The following is an 18,149-nucleotide window of genomic DNA, read 5'->3' on the forward strand; positions in this document are numbered from 1 at the left end:
CCGTACAAACGTCAGGGCGCCAGCCACTCCGCCGCCGCCCGAGCGCCGTCCTCGGTGATCTGGTGCCCGCCGGGATGGCGGTGGGTGACGACGTCGGCACCGCGCTCACGCAGCAGCCGGATCAGCTCCCCGGTCGACGCGAGCGGCGCCATCGGGTCGCGTTCGCCGTTGGCCATGAAGACGCGGGAAGCGGAAAGGTCCAGCTCAGGCGGTTCCGGGACCGGGGACATCGCCGCGAACAGCGCGGCTTCCCTGACGACCTCGGGCCGCAGCAGGACCACCGCGGCCGCGATGTTGGCGCCGTTCGAGAAGCCCACGGCGACCAGCCGCCGGTCGCCGAGCCCGTATTTCGCCCGGGCCTCGAGCACGAAGTCCGCGAGCTGGTTCGCGCGCTTCACGACGTCTTCGTGGTCGAACACACCCTCGGCCAGTCGCCGGAACCAGCGTGCCGCGCCGTACTCCGTCACCGGGCCGGCCGGGGCCAGCACGGCGGACCCGGGGCTCAGCTCGCGCGCCAGGCCGAGCAGGTCGTCCGGGCTGCCGCCGGTGCCGTGCAGCAGGAGCAGCACCGGCGCGTCCGGCGCGCCTTCGACGTACTTGTGCTCCAGCGTCATGACAGCTCCGGATTGTTCTCGACGGGGAGGTTCAGCTTGGGCAGCATGTGCTCGATCTCGTCGCGGCGCGGCTCCAGCCACGGCGGCAGCTTGAGCGCGCGGCCCAGTTCCAGCAGCGGCTCGTCGATGGCGAAGCCCGGCTCGTCGGTCGCGACTTCGAGGAGCGTGCCGCCCGGCTCGCGGAAGTAGATCGAGCGGAAGTACTGACGGTCCAAAATGGACGTCACGGACACCCCCTTGTCCACGAGTTCTTCGCGCCAGGTCTTCTGGGTCGCCTCGTCCGGCGCGCGCCAGGCGACGTGGTGCACGGTGCCCGCGGCGACCAGCCCGCGCGGCGCGTCCGGCGTCACGAGGACGTCGACCAGCGCGCCCGGCCCGCCTTCACCGGCGGCGAAGCGCAGGCGGCTGCTCTCCTGGTTGGCGAAGCTGAGGCCGAGGCCGTCGGTGAGCATGCCCGCGGTGGCGTCTTCCTCGGTCACCGAGAGCGTCACCGAGTGGAGGCCCCGGACGGCGTGCTCGGCGGGAACCAGCTCGGTGTCCCACGGGTCGCGCGGGTCGCCCTGCGGGTGCGCGACGAGCGCGAGCTTCAGGCCGTCGGGGTCACGGAAGGTGAGCGTGTCTTCGTCGTCGGCGTTGCGGACCTCGCCGGTCTCGATGCCGCTTTCGGCGAGGTGCCGCTTCCACCAGCCGATGGACGACTCGGGCACGGAGAACGACGTCGTCGTCGCCTGGCCGGTGCCGTGCCGGCCGCTCGGCGCGTCGGGCCACGGGAAGAAGGTCATCAGCGAGCCCGGCTTGCCGGAGCTGTCGCCGTAGTAGAGGTGGTAGGTGCCCGGGTCGTCGAAGTTGACGGTGGTCTTCACCAGCCGCAGTCCGAGGGTCCGCAGATAGAAGTCGGCGTTGCGCTGCGGGTCGCCGCCGATCGCGGTGACGTGGTGCAGGCCGGACGTCCTGATCGACATGGTTGCCTCCTCAGGTCAAGGTAACCCCAGAACCTCTCGCGCGCAAGATATATTCCGTACAGACTTCCGGTAGGCTGGGCCGGTGGATCCGCAGACCGACGACGACGAGATCGTCACGTGGTGGGGCCTGGTCATCGAGGGCTACCTGGCCACCCAGGACAAGCTGATGGGTGAGATCGCCGACCGCTTCGGGCTCGCGCCCGCGTCGTTCGACATCCTGGTGCGGCTGGTCCGCTCGCCCGAGCACCGGATGCCCATGACCCGGCTGGCGAACGAAGCGGCGTTGTCCAGCGGCGGCTTCACGAAGGTGGCCGACCGGCTGGTGGCGGCGGACCTGATCTGCCGCGTGCCGAGCCCCGACGACCGCCGCGTCACGTTCGCGTCCCTGACCGACCACGGCCTGGAGGTGGCGAACCAGGCCCGCGCGGCCGCGGCGGACATCCTGCGCCGGATCGTGCTGACCCCGCTGGGTGACGACGCGGCCGCGCTCGCCGAAACGATGCGAACACTCCGCGCGTTCAACACCGATCGTTGAAAAAGTCGTGGCCACGGACGTGTGCGGAAAGGCGCCGGAGGAGGCGGAAAGGCGCAGGATGAGATCCATGCTGACCGAATCGACCATCACGACGATGCTCCCGGTGACCGACAGCGAACGCGCCGGCCACTTCTACGCCGACTCCCTCGGCCTCAAACAGACGGGGAAGGGCGAAGACGGAACCCTCTACTTCGCGGCGGCCGGCGGCGGCATCGGGCTCCGGCCGATGCCGGCCGGCGCGCAGAGCGAGAACACGGCACTGAGCTTCGAAGTCGGTGATCTTTCGTCCGAAATCAGCGCCCTGGAAAGCCACGGCGTGCGATTCCAGGACTTCGAGATGGAAGGCCTGAAGACCGTCAACCACATCGCGGAAATGGGCAACGAGCGCGCGGCGTGGTTCAACGACTCCGAGGGGAACGTCCTCTGCCTGCACCAGGTGCTCAGCTGACCCCGGCGTGAGTGGGAAACAGGGTTGGCACACTGTTTCTCACTCACGACCCCGGGTAGTGCGCCGCCAGCCGGTGGTACTCGGCCCGCGTCACCGGCAGCACCGTGCCGTGCCGGGGCCGGCCCGGCAGCCGCGCGTTCGCCACCGGCCGCCAGTCGCCCGAGTTCAGGTCCGTGGTCTCGAACGGGGCGTAGCCGCGGCCGCCGTACTCGTCGATGAACAGGTACCACTTGTGCTCGGTGTTCGACCGGAACACCAGCGGCCCCTCGCCGCCGACGACCGCGTCCTGGCCGTCGTGCCGGATCACCGTGGAGTCGATCACCGAATGCCCCGGGTCGAACCAGACCTTCGGCTCGCTGAACGTGCGGAAGTCCTTCGTGGTGGCGTACATCATCCGGTTGTGGGACTCGGTGGTGTGGCCGGGATCGCCGGCCGGGTAGAGCGTGGACGCCCAGAACACCACGTACGCGCCACGCGCCGGGTCGTAGAACGCCTCCGGCGCCCACACGTGGCCCGCGGTCTCCGGGGCGAGCTGGACCAGCCGCGGTTCGCTCCACCGCACCAGATCCTTCGACTCCCACACCACGATCGACCGGCTCCCGCGACGCTGCGCCTCGTCCCAGTCGTCGCGGCCGTACATCCGCAGGTCCGTCGCGATCAGGTAGAACCGGTCGCCGCGCGGCGAGCGGATGACGAACGGGTCCCGGATTCCCCCGGTGCCGAGTGGGGAGCGCAACGCCGGCCGGCCGGAAGGTTCCCGCCACCGCACCGGGTCGTTGCCCTGGCTCAGTCCGAAGTAGACCTGCTCGCCGTCGGTGGTGCCCTCGCCGGTGAAATAGACGAACATGTATCCGGCATACCGCGGCCGGCCGGCACTCGCGGACCCCGCCGGCGCCAGCAGCCCACAGGCGATCAGCAGCACCGCGGCGATGGTTCGAAAACGACGCATACCCCGTGTCCTCCTGGCGAGGGACCGTATTCGCCCATTTCCGGAAGTGTCAAATCTTCGTCGAATTCGACGAAGATTTCGACAAATCAGGCGAGCGACGGCATCAGCTTGATCGCGTTGCCACCAAGGACACCACTCAGGACGTCGTCAGGCAGGCCGAGACCGGCCAGCGTCCGGACGTTCCCGGCCACCGAAGGCACGCCGGGCCAATCCGTGCCGAACACGAACTTCCCGGCCAGCCGGGCGAAGTCGAACCGCCGGTAGTACTCCGGCAGCTTCCGCGGCGGCAGCCCGGCGAGGTCGAGCCAGACGTTGTCCCGCGCCAGCGCGAGGAACGCCGCCACGTCGTACCACCAGCCGCGGCCGCCGTGGGCGAAGACGAACTGCAGTGACGGGAAGTCCTCGACCACATCGGACAGCAGTTCGGGATTGCCGAAACTGGTGCGGGAGCCCGGAAAGCTCGACGTTCCCGAATGGAGGATCACCGGCACGCCCCGCTCGAGGCACACTTGGTAGACCGGGTACAGCTCCTTGTCCGCCGGCGAGAACGCGCCGTGCACGGGATGGATCTTCAGCGCCACCGCGCCCAGGTCCAGCTGCCGCGAAACCTCGGCCGCCGCCGGGTGGTGCACGTACGGGTTCACGTTCGCCACGAGCCGGAACCGCGTCGGGTTGTGCTCCACCAGCGGCAGGTTGTCCTCGATCGGCTGGATTCCCGTCGCCCGCGGGCTGTATTCGCAGAACAGCAGCACCCGGTCGACGCCCTCGGATTCCATCAGCTCGTCCATGGCCGACGGAATCACCGAACCCGAAGCGGAGTACACCGAACGCCACGGGTACGCCCCCGCGAAGTCGTGCGCCCACTGCAGCCAGGCGGGCTTGAGCGTCGGCAGCCGCGGCGTGTGGACGTGCGCGTCGACTACGAAGTGCCCGTCGATCATGGGTGCGGCGCCACCGCCCGCAGCGCGTCGCGGACCTGCTCGCGGATCACGTTCCGCCGGATCTTGCCGGTCGCCGTCTTCGGCAGTTCCGCCAGCTCGACCACGCCGCGCGGGCGTTTGAACGCCGCGAGCCCCTCGCGGCAGAACTCGATCAGCTCGGCCGGGTCGACGGCGAAGCCGGGGGCCGCCACCACGCACGCCACGGGCTTGTCGAGGCCGTCGGCGTCCGGCGCGGCGACGACCGCGACCTCCGCCACCGCCGGGTGCTGCCGCAGTCGTTCCTCCACTTCGGACGGTGACACCCAGATCCCGCCCGCTTTCAGCATGTCCCCGAACCGGCCGAGGCAGCTGTAGGTGCCGTCCTCGTTGCGGACGTAGCTGTCGCCGGTCCGCAGCCACTCGCCCTGGAACACGAGCTTGGTCGCGTCGTAGCGCGCCCAGTAGCCGGTCGCCGTCGACGGCCCGGACACGAACAGCTCGCCCGGCCGGCCGGGCGCGTCGATCACGGCGCCCGTCTCGTCGCGGAGCTGGACGTCGTACCCGGGCACGGCGACGCCGGTGCTGCCGGGCCGCACCTCGCCGGGCCGGTTCGACAGGAAGATGTGCAGTGCCTCGGTGGACCCGATGCCGTCGAGGATTTCCAGCCCGAAGCGGGCGCGGAACCGTTCGAACAGCGAGGCGGGCAACGGCTCGCCCGCCGAAACCGCGTACCGCACCGAGGAAAACGAGTCGTCCGGGACGTCGCTCGCGAGCAGCGCCGCGTAGAACGTCGGCACGGCGAAGAACAGCGACGGCCGCTCCTCGCGAGCGCGCCGGGCGAACAACGCGGGCGTCGGACGCGACGGCTCGAGCAGCGTCGTGCCACCGGCGCCGAGCGGGAAGAAGCACGAATTCCCCAGCCCGTAGGCGAAGAAGAGTTTCGGCACGGACAGGAACCGATCGGCCGGAGTCGTGGCCAGCACGCCGCGGGCGTACGTCTCGCAGACCGCGCGGATGCTCGCGTGCCGGTGCATCGCGCCCTTCGGCTGCCCCGTCGTCCCGGAGGTGTACAGCCACAACGCGGGCGAGTCCTCCCACGTCCGTCCACCGTGGAACGAACCGGTCAGCTCGGACCACTGGTGCGTCCGCACCGGGATGCCCGTCGCGTCGGAGCGGTCGAGCAGCACGTCGGTGACCTCCGGGGCGAGCCCGAGCGCGGTCACCGCCTGGTCGGCGAACTCACCGGACACGGCGAGCACGCGCGCCCGCGAGTCGGCGAGCATCTGGCCCAGCTCCAGCCCGGTGACCATGGTCGAGACCGGCACCGCGACCGCGCCGGCGAGCATCGCGCCGAGGATGCCGCTGAGCAGCTCGACGTCGTCGACCATGCAGAACATGACGCGCTCTTCGGGGCGCACGCCGAGTTCGGTGAGCCCGGCGGCCACCCGCCGGGATTCGGCCGCCAGCTCGGCGTAGGTGAGCGAACGGCGAGGCGACACGACCGCGGTCGCGTCCGGTTGCCCACCCGCGAGCAGGTATTCCGCGGCGTTGAACCCTGTCGCCACCGGACCTCCTACGTGAGATACACGTACTCGTAGTCGAAGGGCTTCCCGTTGATGCCCTGCCGTGGCGGCGCCACCCAGCTCGCGATCTTCCCCCGCTCGTACACCGGGTGCATCAGCGAGCGGACGAACGTGAGGTCCTCGGTGGTGGGCAGCCACTTTCTCCTGCCGGCCTGCCACGTCGCCTCGTCGACGATCGTCCCGTCGGGAGTGACGTGGTGGCCGGAGTTTATGCCCACTTCCCGGTTGAATCCAGGGTGCGGCAAACGGAACGTGAAGTCGATGCCGGCTTCGGCGAGGATCTTGTTCCACCGGTTGACGCCGGTCTGGCAGTCGGCCACGTACTCGCTGCGCAGGTCGAGGTTCAGCAGCAGGATCGCCTGCAGCTCCTCGGTCGTCCACGTGCCGTCGCCGTTCGGCCGCTCCAGCGTGCGGGCGTCCTCGGTGAGCTTGTGGTCGTCCTTGCGGCGGGTCTCCTGCCAGCGGCCCTTGAGCCCGGCGGTGTAGTAGTTCGCCGCGTTCGTCGACGTCTCGCTGCCGAACAGGTCGAGCGAGACGGTGTAGTGGAAGTTGATGTACTTCTGGATGACGTCCAGCGGGATGCCGCCGTGCGGGCCGACGTCGAGCGTGTCGTGCTCGCGGATCAGCTCGGCGGTGCGGATCACCACGCGGTCGACGCCGGTGGTGCCGACCATCATGTGGTGCGCCTCCTCCTTCAGCATGAACTCGCAGGTGCGCGAGAGCGGGTCGAAGGAGCTTTCCTTGAGCGTGCCGAGCTGGTACTTCCCGTCGCGGTCGGTGAAGTAGGTGAACATGTAGAAGGCCAGCCAGTCGGCGGTCTCCTCGTTGAACGCGCCGAGGATGCGCGGCGCGTCCGGGCTGCCGGAGTTGCGCAGCAGCAGGCCTTCGGCCTCGTCACGGCCTTCGCGCCCGAAGTAGGCGTGCAGCAGGTACACCATCGCCCACAGGTGCCTGCCCTCTTCGACGTTGACCTGGAACAGGTTGCGCAGGTCGTAGAGGCTCGGCGCGGTGAGACCGAGGAGCTTCTGCTGCTCGACCGACGCCGGCTCGGTGTCGCCCTGGATGACGATCAGCCGCTGCAGGTCGGCGCGGTACTCGCCGGGCACCTGCTGCCAGACCGGCTCGCCCTGGTGATCGCCGAAGGCGATCCGCCGGTCCGGGTCGCGCTCGGCGAGGAAGATGCCCCAGCGGTAGTCGGGCACGTTGACGTGGTCGAAGTGCGCCCAGCCCTCGCGGCCCACGCTGACGGCGGTGCGCAGGTAGACGCCGTGGGTCTCCAGCGTCGGCCCCATCTCGCCCCACCAGTGCATGAACTTCGGCTGCCACCCCTCCAGCGCGCGCTGGAGCCGCCGGTCCTCGGAGAGGTTGACGTTGTTGGGGATCTTGGCGTCGTAGTCGATCTTCTCGGGCATCTGCGCTAGACCCGCTTCCTGTCGAAGACGGCCTTCTGCCCCGTACCGTATCGGCGCAGCGCGCCTTCCGGCCCGGATGCGTTCGGCCGGGTGAAAATCCAGTTCTGCCAAGCCGCCAGCCGGCCGAAGATCTTCGTCTCGATGGTCTCGGGACCGACGAACCGGTGGTTGGCCTCCATGCCGGTGAGTGCGTCCGGGGACAGCGACGCCCGGCCTTCCAGCGCGATCCGGATCTCGTCCTCCCAGTCGAGGTCGTCCGGGGCGTCGGTGACCAGGCCGAGCTCGGCGGCTTCGGCGGCACTCAGCTCGCGGCCCTTCTCGCGCGCCAGGCGAGCGAGGTGGTCGTCGTCGCCGTAGAAGCGCGCCTGCAGGCGGGTCAGGCCGTTGCCCATCGGGAACGCACCGAAGTTGGCGTCGGTCAGCCGGATCGTCGCGCGCTCGTCCGAATCTTCGTCGTCGATCGGCGGGCCGTCGAGGATGTACTGGCGGTCCGCGGCCAGCGCGAGCTCCAGCAGCGCGCCGGTGAAGCAGCTGCCGGGTTCGATGAGCGCGATCAGGCTGCGGCTGGTGACGTCGAGGCGTTTGAGCGTGCGTTTGAAGTAGTGCGTGATCTCGTTGGCCAGCCAGTCCTTCGCGCCGAGGACGGCCTGTTCGTGGGCCAGCACCTTCGCCGGGTCGCCCTGGGTCTTCAGGATCCACGTGCCGGCTTCGATCTCGTTGGTGCGCAGCCTCAGGATGGCGTCGTCCAGCTCGCGGGTCATGGCGAGGAACCAGCCGCCCGCACCCTCTTCGTGCAGGTCGCCGGGGTCGTTCTCGGGCCCCTTGACGGTGATGGTGGCCTGGTCCTTCGTGATCTCGACGTCGACATGGCGATGGTCGAGCGGGGTCAGCTCGATGCCGTGGTCGCCGTGGCGCTCGGACCGGCGGGCGAGTTCCCGGGCCTTTTCGAGGACCTTCTCGCGGAAGTCCTGGCGTGGGACCAGTTCGTCGACCAGCCGCCAGTCGACCGCCGTCTTGCCCTTGACGCCGTCCGGGCGCGTCGCGAAGACGTCGGCGAGATCGCGCCGGACCCGTCGCTTGTCCACCACGCGGGTCAGCCCGCCGGTGCCGGGCAGCACGCCGAGCAGCGGCACCTCCGGCAGCGCGACGGTCGAGGAGTTGTCGTCGATCAGCAGGATCTTCTCGCAGGCCAGCGCGATCTCGTAGCCGCCGCCGGCGCAGGTGCCGTTGACCGCGGCCACGTACGTCTGGCCGGAGTGCTCGGTGGCGTCCTCCATGCCGTTGCGGGTCTCGTTGGTGAACTTGCAGAAGTTCACCTTCCAGTGGTGCTCGGACGCGGCGAGCATGCGGATGTTCGCGCCGGCGCAGAACACCTTGTCCTTCGCGCTGGTCACGATGACCACGCGGACCTCGGGGTGCTCGAACCGCAGCCGTTGCGTGGCGTCGTAGAGCTCGATGTCGACGCCGAGGTCGTAGGAGTTGAGCTTGAGCTCGTAGCCTGGGACCAGCCCACCCTGCTCGTCGACGTCCAGCTCCAGCCAGGCCACCTCCCCGTCGAAGTGGAGGCGCCAGTGGCGGTACTCGTCCGGACGACGGTCGAAGGCAACCGGTGTGGTGGTGGTCACCCCGTCGAGTGTCTACACGCTTTCAACGAACGTCAATGTTGTGTAGAAATTTGATCTCGCACGATCACCCGGTTGAGCGTGGCCCAGGCCCAGGTCACGAAGACCCACAACGCCAGCCCGGCCGCGGCGTCGGTGAAGATCGTCACGAACCAGAACGCCGGGATCCGCGGCACACCGGTCAGGAAGTGGCCGAGCGTGACCATTCCGGCCAGGGAGTAGACCAAGAGGAACGCCAGCGCCTTGGTGTACCGGCCCTCGGCGTACGCGCGGTAGCCGAGCCAGCCGAACCCCGTGAGCAGCACCCAGGTGACGGCGACGACGATGCCGCCGACGAGCGTGGAGATGCCCGGGAGCTGCGGATAGTCCGCGTACCGGATGGCGTTGTGCGCGTAGTGGACCGTCGTGCTGAGCAGAGAGAAGCCGAGGATCACGCGAAGCGGCGTCAGTCCCTTGTCCATCACACCCCCGATTTGATAGATCGCTCTAGCGAGCATACCGCGCGCAACTTTCATAGGGAAAGTGCCACTTTTTGGCACTTTCCCTATGAAAGTTGCGGTCAGGCGAGGTCGATGCGGTGCTGAGCCACCGGGTAACCCGCCTTCGCGAAGGCCTTGGCCATCGGGACATTGCCGACGTCGGTGCCCGCGACGATCCGGTCCGCGCCGTAGCCGACGAGGTCGTGTGTGGCCTCGACCAGGAGGTCATAGGCGTAGCCGTGGCCTCGGTGCTCCGGCACCACGGCGACGTAGCCGACCACCGGGTCGTAGACGTTGCGGCTCGGCAGGACGAGGCCGACCAGCTCGCCTCCGGGCGTGTACGCCAGCCGCCACCAGTCCCGCGGCGCCGGCATCCACCGCATGATGTCGAGGTCCTCCCGCGCGGCCGCGTCGAGGCCGTGCTCCTCGACGGTCTTCCGCGCGTGCGCGTCGAGACTGCCGACGTGCACGCGCTTGAAGACGTCGAGGATGACGTCGTCGTCCGGCTCCGGCCGGAACTCGAGCCTGCCGGGCTTCTCCGGCAGGCCGTTTTCCGGGGTCCAGCGGAAGCGGTAGCGCTCGACGAGCTTGCGGTAGCCCGCCCGCTCGGCCGCCTCGACCCGGGCGTCGACCTCGGCCGCGACGTCCGGATCGTCCTGCCACCCCGGTGGGGTGTGCAGCGAGTACTCCGTGCGCAGCGGCGCCGTCTTCAGGAGTTCGACGGCCGCGTCGAAGTCGGTGAAGTCGAACCAGTCCAGGGCGATCGGGTCTTCGTCGCCGGCCTTGGCCCACCAGGCGGCGCGGGCCACGACGACCTCGTCGCGCAGCGCGACCCAGATCCGCTCGGGTGGGTATTCGCCCCTCTGCGCCATCACGGCGAAGTCGTCGCCGAGCAGCTTGCGGCCGACGAGACCGCGGTCGGGCAGGGAGGTGAACAGTGCTTCTTCGCCCGCTTCGAGCGGGCGCACGACCAGATCGGTCATGGAAATCCTTCCGGGAGTACGCGCCCCCGGTCAGACAGCCGGCACCCTCGCGGCGGGGTGGGAGCGCGTGATCGGTTGCGTGATCATCGGTCCCACCTCCTTTCACCTGGTCGAGGGTGCGATCGTGACCTTAGGGGTTCCACCCCGCGGTGATCAACGTATTTTCTGCAGCACCACGCGCGTGCTCAGCCGCGGCTCGGCGTAGGAGTGCGAAGCCTCCAGGACGTACTCGCCCGCGATGTGCCGCCAGCCGTCGCTCCAGACCGAGACCGACCGCGGCGCGATCGCGATGTCGGCCTCCACGGACTGGCCGGGCCCGGCTTCGACGCTCGCGAACCCGGCGAGCCAGCGGTGCGGACGGTCGCCGCGCTCCGTCGGGGCCAGGTAGAGCTGGACGACTTCGCGCCCTTCGCGGGTTCCTGTGTTGCGGACCCGGACCCGGACGCGCGCGCCACCTTCGTCGTCCGGGTAGACGTCGAGCTCGTCGTACACCCAGGTGGTGTAGCCCTGACCGTGGCCGAACCAGTAGGCGGGCTGCCGGTCGGCGCGGGCCCAGGCGCCGTACCCGACGTAGACGCCTTCGTCGTAGGGCAGCACGCCTTCTTCCGGGGTCACGTTCGTGACAGGCGAGTCTTCGAGCTTCGCCGGCCAAGTCGTCGGCAAGCGGCCGCCGGGCTCTTCGCGGCCCAAGAGGACGTCGGCGAGCGCGTCGCCACCGGCCTGGCCGGGGAACCAGGTGAGCAGCACCGCGGCGACGTCGTCCCGCCACGGCATCTCCACCGGCGAGCCGGCGTTGACCACGACCACGGTGCGGGGGTTGGCTTCGGCGACTCGCCGCACCAGTTCGTCCTGGCGGCCCGGAAGCGCGAGCGAGGTCCGGTCGAAGCCCTCGCTTTCGACCTCGGCGGTGGTACCGACCACGACGACGGCGACTTCGGATTTCCCCGCCAGCGCGACGGCTTCGTCGAGCGCGGCATCCGGGTCGAGCACCGGGCCGCGGTGCCTCAGCGCGAAGGTGACCCACGCGAAGGTGCCCCGGGCGAACTCCGCCATCTCCGACGGGATCCAGTAGGTCAGGCTGACCTCGACGAGCTCGCCCGCAGTCAGCTCGACCTCCCGCCGCTGCTCGTTCACCTGCATGAGCGACGTGAAGATGTCCCCGCCTTCCGGCAGGTTCACGCCGTCGAAGACGGTCTGCCCGGCGACGGTGAGGCGGAGGTCGCCGGGGCCGGTGACGCCGAAGGTGTGCGTGCCGCTCCGCTCCGGGAGGAACGTGCCCGCGATCTCGACCGACGCGAGCGTGCCGATGTCGAGGCCGGCGGGGAGTTCGCCGATCCAGTCGATTTTGGCTTGCTTGAGCGGAAATTCCGCCAATCGGGTGCCGTCCGCCGCTTTGGCCGTCGCGCGGAGCCGGAAATTGTCGGTGGCCGGCGGTAGCGTCGTTCGTGGATCGGCACCGGTGGCGTACGTGAGCTCCGTGCCAGGGGGAACGGCCGCCTTGAGGCCGTCGAGAGGGGAGACGACGTGATCGGGGAACACGGTGGCACTGCCACCACCGAGGATCTTCGGGTCCGCGGCCAGCGCGCCGATGAGCGCGATGCTCCGCGGTTCACGCAGAGGCAGCAGGCCGGTTTCGTTGCGGAGCAACACGAACGACCGGTGCGCGACCTCGCGCGCGACCGCATCACCGTCCACATTGGAGAATTGGCCGGCCGCGCTCGCGCCGAGCGCGCCGGCGCGGTGGGCGAGCAGCAGCACGCGGCACACCATGGCGTCGACGACGCCGGGGTCGACTTCGCCACCGCGCACGGCTTCGGCGAGCCGAGCGCCGAACACCGTGCGAGGGCCGGGCATCGCGACGTCGAGACCGCCGTTGGCGGAGGCGACGGTGTCGCGCGCGGCCAGCCAGTCGGAGACCACGAAGCCGTCGAAGCCCCATTCGTCGCGCAGCACGCCGTTGAGCAGCTCGGCGTGCTGGGTCATCGTCACGCCGTTGACGCTGTTGTAGGCGGCCATGATCCCCCACGGCTTCGCCCGCCGGACGATGAGTTCGAACGGCGCGAGGTAGAGCTCGCGCAGCGCGCGCTCGCCGACCCGCACGTCGGCCGTGAAGCGCTCGGTCTCGAAGTCGTTGGCGACGAAGTGCTTGACCGTGACGGCGACCCCGCCGTCCTGCACGCCGGTGACGTAGCCGGCGCCGATCATCCCGGTGAGGAGCGGATCTTCGGAGTAGCACTCGAAATGCCGGCCGCCCAGCGGCGAACGCTGCAGGTTGACCGTCGGCGCGAGCAGCACGTGCACGCCCTTGCGCCGTGCTTCCTGCGCGAGCAGGCGCCCGACCCGCACGGCCAGCCGCGGGTCCCAGCTCGCGGCGAGCGCCGTCGGGCTGGGCAGGGTCACCGAGGGGTCGGCCGGGCTCCACCGCACCCCGCGGACGCCGACCGGGCCGTCGGAGAGGACCAGCGAGGCAAGCCCGATCCGCGGCAGCGCGGGGAGGGACCAGACGTCCTGCCCGGCGAGCAGGCTCACCTTGGTGTCCAGGTCGAGTTCGGCCAGCAGCGCGTCGACGTCGAAGCTCATGGGCACCCTCCGCGATCGGTCCTGTGGTCACTCTACCTGGCGATCGGTAGTGAAAGTTATGGTTCCGTGACAAGTTCTCCCGTAGGCTCGGGATCATGACCCGGGCCAGGGGCGCCGACCGCCGCGAGAGCATCGTCCGAGCGGCGTTCGAGGTGATCGCCGAACGCGGTTATCGCGGCACTTCGCTGGCGGCCGTCGCGGAGCGCGTCGGGCTGACCCAGCAGGGGTTGATGCACTACTTCCCGACCAAGGAAGACCTGCTGACGGCGGTGCTCGAGACCCGGGACGAGTGGGATCTGCTGCACTTCGGCCACGCTCCGTCCGGGGATCCGTCGGCGATGACCGTGAACCAGCTGGCCGAACTGGTCGACTACAACGCGACCCGGCCGGGGATCGTCCAGACGTACACGGTGCTCTCGGCGGACAGCGTCACGGAAGATCACCCGGCGCGCAAGTACTTCCACGATCGCTACGCGCGCGTCCGGACGGGCATGACGCAGATGCTCGAACGCCACCGGGACGAACTGCCGCCCGGCACCACCCCGGAGCAGCTGGCCCCGATCGCGATCGCCGTCCTCGACGGCCTGCAGCTGCAGTGGCTCCTCGACCCGTCGGAAGTCGACATGTCCGCCGGGTTCCGCACCTTCCTGACGGCGCTGGGCATCAAACCCGACTGACCTCAGCGCATGCCCACGCTCTGCCGGCCGGGCTCGATGAGCGCGACGACCCGCTCCTGGTCGCGCGGGTACGGGCCACCGAGGTACTTGACCGCGATCCGGTCGACGATCGCCCAGGCGGCGTCGCCCTCGATCCACTCCACGACCCGGCCGCGGATGATCACCGGCTCGAACGGGTTGTCCACCGGGGTCAGGGAGAGTGCGACACGCGGGTCGCGCCGCAGGTTGCGGGCCTTGCGCGAGTCCGGGCCGGTGATCACGGCGATGCGGTCGCCTTCCGCGTCGGCCCAGACCGGGACGGCGTGAGGAGCGCCGTCGGGCAGGACGGTGGCGAGGTGCGCGATCGAGGTGCTCTCGAGGACTCGGCGGACGTCGGATTCGAGCATGGTGAGCACTCCTTGGTTTCAGGCGACGGTTTTCAGGCGACCGCGTAGTGGAGGCGGGTGACGCCGGGCGCGGCCTCGGATCCTTTCGGCGTTCCTTGAGGAGACTCCAGAACCATAGCAGCTCAAGTTCCCTAAGGGAACTCCGAATGCTAGAGTCGGCGTCATGCAGCGCACGAACTTCAGCGAACTGGCCGCGTGCTCGATCGCACGCACGCTCGACGTCATCGGGGAGCCGTGGTCGCCGCTGATCCTCCGGGACGTCTGGGCCGGGTTCAGCCGGTTCGAGCAGATCCAGACGGACCTCGGCATCTCGCGCAAAGTGCTGACCGAACGGCTCAACCATCTGGTCGACGAGAGGGTCCTCGAGCGCCGGCCGTACGACCGGCGGCCACGCTACGAATACGTCCTGACCGAGAAGGGCGCCGAACTGGTCGACATGCTGATGGCGATGACCCGCTGGGGCGACAAGTGGCTGGCAGGCAAGGCGGGACCGCCGGTGCTCTACCGCCACCACGCCTGCGGCGAAATCAGCAGCGTCGACCTCCGCTGCGCCCACTGCGGCGAACCGATGCACGCAGGAGACGTCGACCTCCTCGCCGGCCCCGGCGCGGCAAGCTAGCCACAGCCCCGCCCACCGCCGAAAACTCCCCGCCACTCCCAGGCACTCCCAGGGGGGCGGCCCCGAGGCCAGTCTATCGGCGCCCCGGACAAAACCCGGCCCAAGCCCGCCCGCAGCTCCAGGTTGTCCACATCACGGCCAAGCTGTGGACAACCCGGCTCACAGCAACCGCGGCTGGGCCACCGCCTCCCGCAACCGCCGCAATGTGCGCAACGTCGTCTCCAGGTCCTCCTGCGACACCTCCGCCGCCACGCCTTCCGCCCACTCGACCTGCGCCGCTCCCAGCTCTCGCATCGCCGCGCGCGCCCGCCGGGTCAAGGACAGCAGGGGCGCCCGCGCGTCGGCCGGGTTCGCCGTTCGGTCGAGCATTCCGTTGTGCAGCAGGCGGTTCACCGTCTCCTGCACGCTCTGCCGGCGCAGCCCGCGGCGGCGGGCCACCGCCGCCGCCGTCGCGGGGCCGTCTTCGAGGAAGCCGAGCACCTGCCACTGCGCCGCGGTCAGCCCGACCGGCTCCGTCAGCGCGTCACCCGCCGCCAGTAACCCGCCGTTGCACGCGAAGACCGCGTCGATCACCCGGGTGAACATCTCGGCTCGAGGAGACCGCATGCGTGTTAGTCTCGCACATCGACAGGCACCTGTCGAAACGGAGACGACCATGGATATGCCCCGCCTCGGCCCCACCCACGACGCACTGAAGGCGTTCGTCGGCGACTGGACCGGCACCGAAGAGCTCGCCGCCTCGGCGTGGGCGCCGGCCTCGACCGCGCGCGCCGAGTGCGAATACCGCTTGGCGCTCAACGGTTTCGCGCTGATCCAGCAGTACCGCCAGCGCCGCGAGGATGGATCGGAGTTCCTCGGCCACAACGTCTTCACCGCCGACCCGCAGACCGGCGAAACGCTCTGGTACGGCTTCGACAGCTACGGCTTCCCGCCCGAGTCACCTGCCCGCGGCGACTGGACCGGCGCCACGCTGACCCTGGAGAAGAAGACCGCTCGCGGGGTGGCCCGGCACCGGCTCACGCCGGACGGCGACACCCTGACCCACGAAATCGACGTCCTGATGGGTGAAGACCGCGAATTCAGCCCATTCCTGCGCGCGCGGTACACCCGGAAAAACGGGTAGCGGAAACAGGCGACGCCCCTCCCCCCTTGCCCGAGGACGTCACCCGTTTCCGGTCCCTGCCACCACATCCGCAGACCTGCCGACCGGGCGGTCTCGCGATGGGTCAATTAAGCAACAATTATGAGTTATTCGGCCTTGCGCAGTTTTCGGCTATGCAGCGAGTGTGTCCCGAATGGCGCCGAAGGCCCAGAGAAAACGATTACTTTCACTCGAACGGCCTAGCGTCGGACGCGGCCACCGCGCCGCCGGGCACCGGAAACTGTCGGACCCCCGGAGTACAGATGAAAGCGTGCCCAGATCCGCCGGAACACCACCGAACACCACGGACCCGCCCCCGCTGATCGGGGTCGAGAACGTGAAGATGCCCGAATGGGCGCGCGTCGACGAACGCGTGGCCGCCGCGGGCTTCGGCCAGGCCGTGCGCGCGCTGCCCACCGCGATCTCGGTCGTGCTGCGGCTGGCGTGGCGGACGTCGCCACGGCTGACGCTGCTGGCCGGCGTCGTGCACGTCGTCTCGGGCTGCGTCACGGCGTTCGGCTTGCTCGCCACCGCGAACGTCTTCACCGCGCTGCTCGAACAGGGCCCCACCCCGGAGCGGGTGCTCCAGTCGCTGCCCGCCATCGCGGTCGTCACCGGCTCGTACGCGGCACGCGCGGTGCTCGACGCGGCCGTCGCCGCCGTCGAGGGTGCGCTGCGGCCGCGCGTCACGGCGGCGGCGGACGACGCGGTGACGGCGGCGGTCGTGCGCGTCGGGCTGATCGCGTTCGAGGACGCGGACTTCCGGGAACTGGCCCGGCAGGGCGCCCGGTTCGGCGTGCGGGCCATCGAGACCAGCCTGCGCCGGCTGGCCGACCTGACGTCGTCGGTGATCTCGCTCGCGGCGGCGATGCTCACCGCCGGGCTGCTCAATCCCTGGCTGGCGCCGGTGCTGCTGCTCGCCGCGGCGGCCGACGGCTGGGCCGCCGCGCGCGTCGCCAAGCTGAACTACCAGCACTTCATCGCCACGGTCGGGCGCAACATCCGCAAGTCGGTCGTCGAGGAGGTCGCCACCTGGCGCTCGATGGCCCTCGAACGGCACGCGCTGACGTTGCAGGAGCCGCTGCTCGGCGAGTACCGGCGCATCTCCCGCAGCCTCACGCGGGAGGAGATCCGGCTGGCCCACCGCAGCAACCTGGTGCGCACCACCGGGCGGGCGGCGGCCGGTTTCGGCACGGCCGTCGCGTACCTGGTGCTCGGCTGGCTGCTCTACACCGGCGCGATGGAGCTGGCGCTGGCCGGCACGGCGGTGCTGGCGATGCGCACGGCGTCGACCGCCCTGTCCAACACCATGCGCGCGGTCAACTCGCTGTACGAGGATTCGTTCTACATCGGGTTCTACAACCAGCTGCTCGAGGAGTCGGTGAAGCTGCAGCCACCACCGACGGCGTTGACCGCGCCCGCCGATCCCGCCGAGATCCGGCTGGAGGGCGTCACGTTCAGCTACCCGGGCCAGAAAAGTCCGGCGCTGCGGGACATCTCGGTGACCATCCGGCGCGGCGAGGTGATCGCGCTGGTCGGGGAGAACGGCTCGGGCAAGACCACCCTCGGCAAGCTGCTCACCGGGCTGTACCCACCGGACGAGGGCACGGTCCGCTGGGACGACGTCGACCTCGCGCGGGCCGACCCGGCGTCGGTGCACGCGAACATCGCGGTGATCGCGCAGGAACCCGCGGAGTGGCCGATGACCGCGGCGAACAACATCACGGTGGGCCGCCTCGGCCGCGCCGATCCCGACAGGCTGGCGTGGCGCGAAGCGGTGGACTACTCGGGCGCGGACGAAGTGATCGAATCCTTGCCCGGCAAGGAGAACACGATGCTGTCGAAGAAGTTCGACGAGGGCCAGGACCTCTCCGGCGGCCAGTGGCAGCGCATGGGCATCGCCCGCGGCATCTACCGCGACGCCTCGGTGCTGGTGGCGGACGAGCCGACGGCGGCGCTCGACGCCCGCGCGGAGGCCAGGGTGTTCGCCGGGCTGCAGCACGCGAGCAGGTCGAGCCGCGGCCGCCGCACGACGGTCCTGGTGACGCACCGGCTGGCCAACATCCGTTCGGCGGACCGGATCCTGGTCCTGGAGAAGGGCAGGCTGATCGAAGAAGGCACGCACGAGGAACTGATCCGCGCCGGCGGGGTCTACCACGAGCTGTACGAAATCCAGGCTCGCGCCTACCGGAACGGCTCGGACCACCTGCGCGAGCAGTGACAGCCGGGCCTTCGCCCC

The 18,149-nt window shown here is 69.9% G+C and carries 18 protein-coding genes; 6 read left to right on the forward strand and 12 right to left on the reverse strand.

What is annotated here, in order from left to right; all coding sequences use genetic code 11:
- Positions 1-11: 11 nt before the first annotated feature.
- Positions 12-614 carry an alpha/beta hydrolase gene (locus AB0M82_RS19425; RefSeq protein ID WP_364723383.1) on the reverse strand — a complete coding sequence of 201 codons (603 nt, stop codon included), beginning with the start codon at positions 612-614 and terminating at the stop codon, positions 12-14.
- The gene (locus tag AB0M82_RS19430) at positions 611-1,576 is read right to left on the reverse strand and encodes a ring-cleaving dioxygenase (protein WP_364723386.1); all 966 of its coding nucleotides are present in this window, start codon (positions 1,574-1,576) and stop codon (positions 611-613) included. The genes AB0M82_RS19425 and AB0M82_RS19430 overlap by 4 nt, the downstream gene beginning before the upstream one ends.
- Before the next feature lie 82 nt (positions 1,577-1,658).
- Here AB0M82_RS19430 and AB0M82_RS19435 point away from each other — a divergent pair, with 82 nt between their 5' ends.
- Positions 1,659-2,111 carry a MarR family transcriptional regulator gene (locus AB0M82_RS19435; RefSeq protein WP_364723388.1) on the forward strand — a complete coding sequence of 151 codons (453 nt, stop codon included), beginning with the start codon at positions 1,659-1,661 and terminating at the stop codon, positions 2,109-2,111.
- A 67-nt stretch (positions 2,112-2,178) separates the two neighbouring features.
- Positions 2,179-2,559 carry a VOC family protein gene (locus AB0M82_RS19440; RefSeq protein WP_364723391.1) on the forward strand — a complete coding sequence of 127 codons (381 nt, stop codon included), beginning with the start codon at positions 2,179-2,181 and terminating at the stop codon, positions 2,557-2,559.
- A 43-nt stretch (positions 2,560-2,602) separates the two neighbouring features.
- Here the strand turns inward: AB0M82_RS19440 and AB0M82_RS19445 are convergent, their stop codons facing one another.
- The 8 genes from AB0M82_RS19445 to AB0M82_RS19480 form a co-directional block, all read right to left on the reverse strand.
- Complete coding sequence (locus AB0M82_RS19445) at positions 2,603-3,508, reverse strand: glycoside hydrolase family 43 protein (RefSeq protein WP_364723393.1); 906 nt, start codon at positions 3,506-3,508, stop codon at positions 2,603-2,605.
- Positions 3,509-3,594: 86 nt separating this feature from the next.
- A complete protein-coding gene (locus AB0M82_RS19450; RefSeq protein ID WP_364723395.1) occupies positions 3,595-4,449 on the reverse strand; it encodes an amidohydrolase family protein in 855 nt (284 codons plus the stop codon).
- Positions 4,446-5,993, reverse strand: a complete 1,548-nt coding sequence (locus tag AB0M82_RS19455; RefSeq protein WP_364723398.1) for a benzoate-CoA ligase family protein — start codon at positions 5,991-5,993, stop codon at positions 4,446-4,448. The genes AB0M82_RS19450 and AB0M82_RS19455 overlap by 4 nt, the downstream gene beginning before the upstream one ends.
- 8 nt (positions 5,994-6,001) lie before the next feature.
- A complete protein-coding gene (gene boxB, locus AB0M82_RS19460; RefSeq protein WP_364723400.1) occupies positions 6,002-7,423 on the reverse strand; it encodes a benzoyl-CoA 2,3-epoxidase subunit BoxB in 1,422 nt (473 codons plus the stop codon).
- A 5-nt stretch (positions 7,424-7,428) separates the two neighbouring features.
- On the reverse strand, positions 7,429-9,048 hold the full coding sequence (gene boxC / locus AB0M82_RS19465; RefSeq protein WP_364723402.1) for a 2,3-epoxybenzoyl-CoA dihydrolase: 1,620 nt from the start codon (positions 9,046-9,048) through the stop codon (positions 7,429-7,431).
- Between the two features lie 32 nt (positions 9,049-9,080).
- Positions 9,081-9,506 (reverse strand): hypothetical protein, encoded by a 426-nt coding sequence (locus AB0M82_RS19470; RefSeq protein WP_364723404.1) that lies wholly within the window; start codon positions 9,504-9,506, stop codon positions 9,081-9,083.
- Between the two features lie 98 nt (positions 9,507-9,604).
- Positions 9,605-10,507 (reverse strand): GNAT family N-acetyltransferase, encoded by a 903-nt coding sequence (locus AB0M82_RS19475; RefSeq protein ID WP_364723407.1) that lies wholly within the window; start codon positions 10,505-10,507, stop codon positions 9,605-9,607.
- 153 nt (positions 10,508-10,660) lie between these two features.
- Positions 10,661-13,087, reverse strand: a complete 2,427-nt coding sequence (locus AB0M82_RS19480; protein ID WP_364723410.1) for a glycoside hydrolase family 3 C-terminal domain-containing protein — start codon at positions 13,085-13,087, stop codon at positions 10,661-10,663.
- A 95-nt stretch (positions 13,088-13,182) separates the two neighbouring features.
- On the opposite strand from AB0M82_RS19480, the gene AB0M82_RS19485 reads away from it, so the two are divergent.
- Complete coding sequence (locus tag AB0M82_RS19485; RefSeq protein ID WP_364723412.1) at positions 13,183-13,764, forward strand: TetR/AcrR family transcriptional regulator; 582 nt, start codon at positions 13,183-13,185, stop codon at positions 13,762-13,764.
- A gap of 2 nt (positions 13,765-13,766) precedes the next feature.
- On the opposite strand, the gene AB0M82_RS19490 is transcribed toward AB0M82_RS19485, so the two are convergent.
- Positions 13,767-14,150: a PPOX class F420-dependent oxidoreductase gene (locus AB0M82_RS19490; protein WP_364723414.1), complete on the reverse strand. Its 384-nt coding sequence runs from the start codon at positions 14,148-14,150 to the stop codon at positions 13,767-13,769.
- A gap of 163 nt (positions 14,151-14,313) precedes the next feature.
- Here AB0M82_RS19490 and AB0M82_RS19495 point away from each other — a divergent pair, with 163 nt between their 5' ends.
- Complete coding sequence (locus AB0M82_RS19495) at positions 14,314-14,769, forward strand: helix-turn-helix domain-containing protein (RefSeq protein WP_364723415.1); 456 nt, start codon at positions 14,314-14,316, stop codon at positions 14,767-14,769.
- Between the two features lie 159 nt (positions 14,770-14,928).
- On the opposite strand, the gene AB0M82_RS19500 is transcribed toward AB0M82_RS19495, so the two are convergent.
- A complete protein-coding gene (locus AB0M82_RS19500; protein WP_364723418.1) occupies positions 14,929-15,375 on the reverse strand; it encodes a MarR family winged helix-turn-helix transcriptional regulator in 447 nt (148 codons plus the stop codon).
- 49 nt (positions 15,376-15,424) lie between these two features.
- Here AB0M82_RS19500 and AB0M82_RS19505 point away from each other — a divergent pair, with 49 nt between their 5' ends.
- Together AB0M82_RS19505 and AB0M82_RS19510 are read left to right on the forward strand one after the other, a co-directional pair.
- Complete coding sequence (locus AB0M82_RS19505; RefSeq protein ID WP_364723421.1) at positions 15,425-15,892, forward strand: DUF1579 family protein; 468 nt, start codon at positions 15,425-15,427, stop codon at positions 15,890-15,892.
- A 361-nt stretch (positions 15,893-16,253) separates the two neighbouring features.
- Positions 16,254-18,131: an ABC transporter ATP-binding protein gene (locus AB0M82_RS19510; RefSeq protein WP_364723568.1), complete on the forward strand. Its 1,878-nt coding sequence runs from the start codon at positions 16,254-16,256 to the stop codon at positions 18,129-18,131.
- Positions 18,132-18,149: the final 18 nt, after the last annotated feature.

The organism is Amycolatopsis sp. NPDC051128, assembly GCF_040682715.1.
Classification (GTDB): Bacteria; Actinomycetota; Actinomycetes; order Mycobacteriales; family Pseudonocardiaceae; genus Amycolatopsis.

Excerpts from the sequence above, each read along its gene's own strand:
- AB0M82_RS19430 (WP_364723386.1), bottom strand. The coding sequence starts at position 1,576 with ATGTCGATCAGGACGTCCGGCCTGCACCACGTCACCGCGATCGGCGGC.
- AB0M82_RS19440 (WP_364723391.1), top strand. The coding sequence starts at position 2,179 with ATGCTGACCGAATCGACCATCACGACGATGCTCCCGGTGACCGACAGC.
- AB0M82_RS19510 (WP_364723568.1), top strand. The coding sequence starts at position 16,254 with ATGCCCGAATGGGCGCGCGTCGACGAACGCGTGGCCGCCGCGGGCTTC.
- AB0M82_RS19470 (WP_364723404.1), bottom strand. The coding sequence starts at position 9,506 with ATGGACAAGGGACTGACGCCGCTTCGCGTGATCCTCGGCTTCTCTCTG.
- AB0M82_RS19490 (WP_364723414.1), bottom strand. The coding sequence starts at position 14,150 with ATGCTCGAATCCGACGTCCGCCGAGTCCTCGAGAGCACCTCGATCGCG.
- AB0M82_RS19500 (WP_364723418.1), bottom strand. The coding sequence starts at position 15,375 with ATGCGGTCTCCTCGAGCCGAGATGTTCACCCGGGTGATCGACGCGGTC.
- AB0M82_RS19505 (WP_364723421.1), top strand. The coding sequence starts at position 15,425 with ATGGATATGCCCCGCCTCGGCCCCACCCACGACGCACTGAAGGCGTTC.
- AB0M82_RS19480 (WP_364723410.1), bottom strand. The coding sequence starts at position 13,087 with ATGAGCTTCGACGTCGACGCGCTGCTGGCCGAACTCGACCTGGACACC.
- AB0M82_RS19485 (WP_364723412.1), top strand. The coding sequence starts at position 13,183 with ATGACCCGGGCCAGGGGCGCCGACCGCCGCGAGAGCATCGTCCGAGCG.
- AB0M82_RS19445 (WP_364723393.1), bottom strand. The coding sequence starts at position 3,508 with ATGCGTCGTTTTCGAACCATCGCCGCGGTGCTGCTGATCGCCTGTGGG.
- AB0M82_RS19475 (WP_364723407.1), bottom strand. The coding sequence starts at position 10,507 with ATGACCGATCTGGTCGTGCGCCCGCTCGAAGCGGGCGAAGAAGCACTG.
- boxB (WP_364723400.1), bottom strand. The coding sequence starts at position 7,423 with ATGCCCGAGAAGATCGACTACGACGCCAAGATCCCCAACAACGTCAAC.
- AB0M82_RS19425 (WP_364723383.1), bottom strand. The coding sequence starts at position 614 with ATGACGCTGGAGCACAAGTACGTCGAAGGCGCGCCGGACGCGCCGGTG.
- AB0M82_RS19450 (WP_364723395.1), bottom strand. The coding sequence starts at position 4,449 with ATGATCGACGGGCACTTCGTAGTCGACGCGCACGTCCACACGCCGCGG.
- AB0M82_RS19495 (WP_364723415.1), top strand. The coding sequence starts at position 14,314 with ATGCAGCGCACGAACTTCAGCGAACTGGCCGCGTGCTCGATCGCACGC.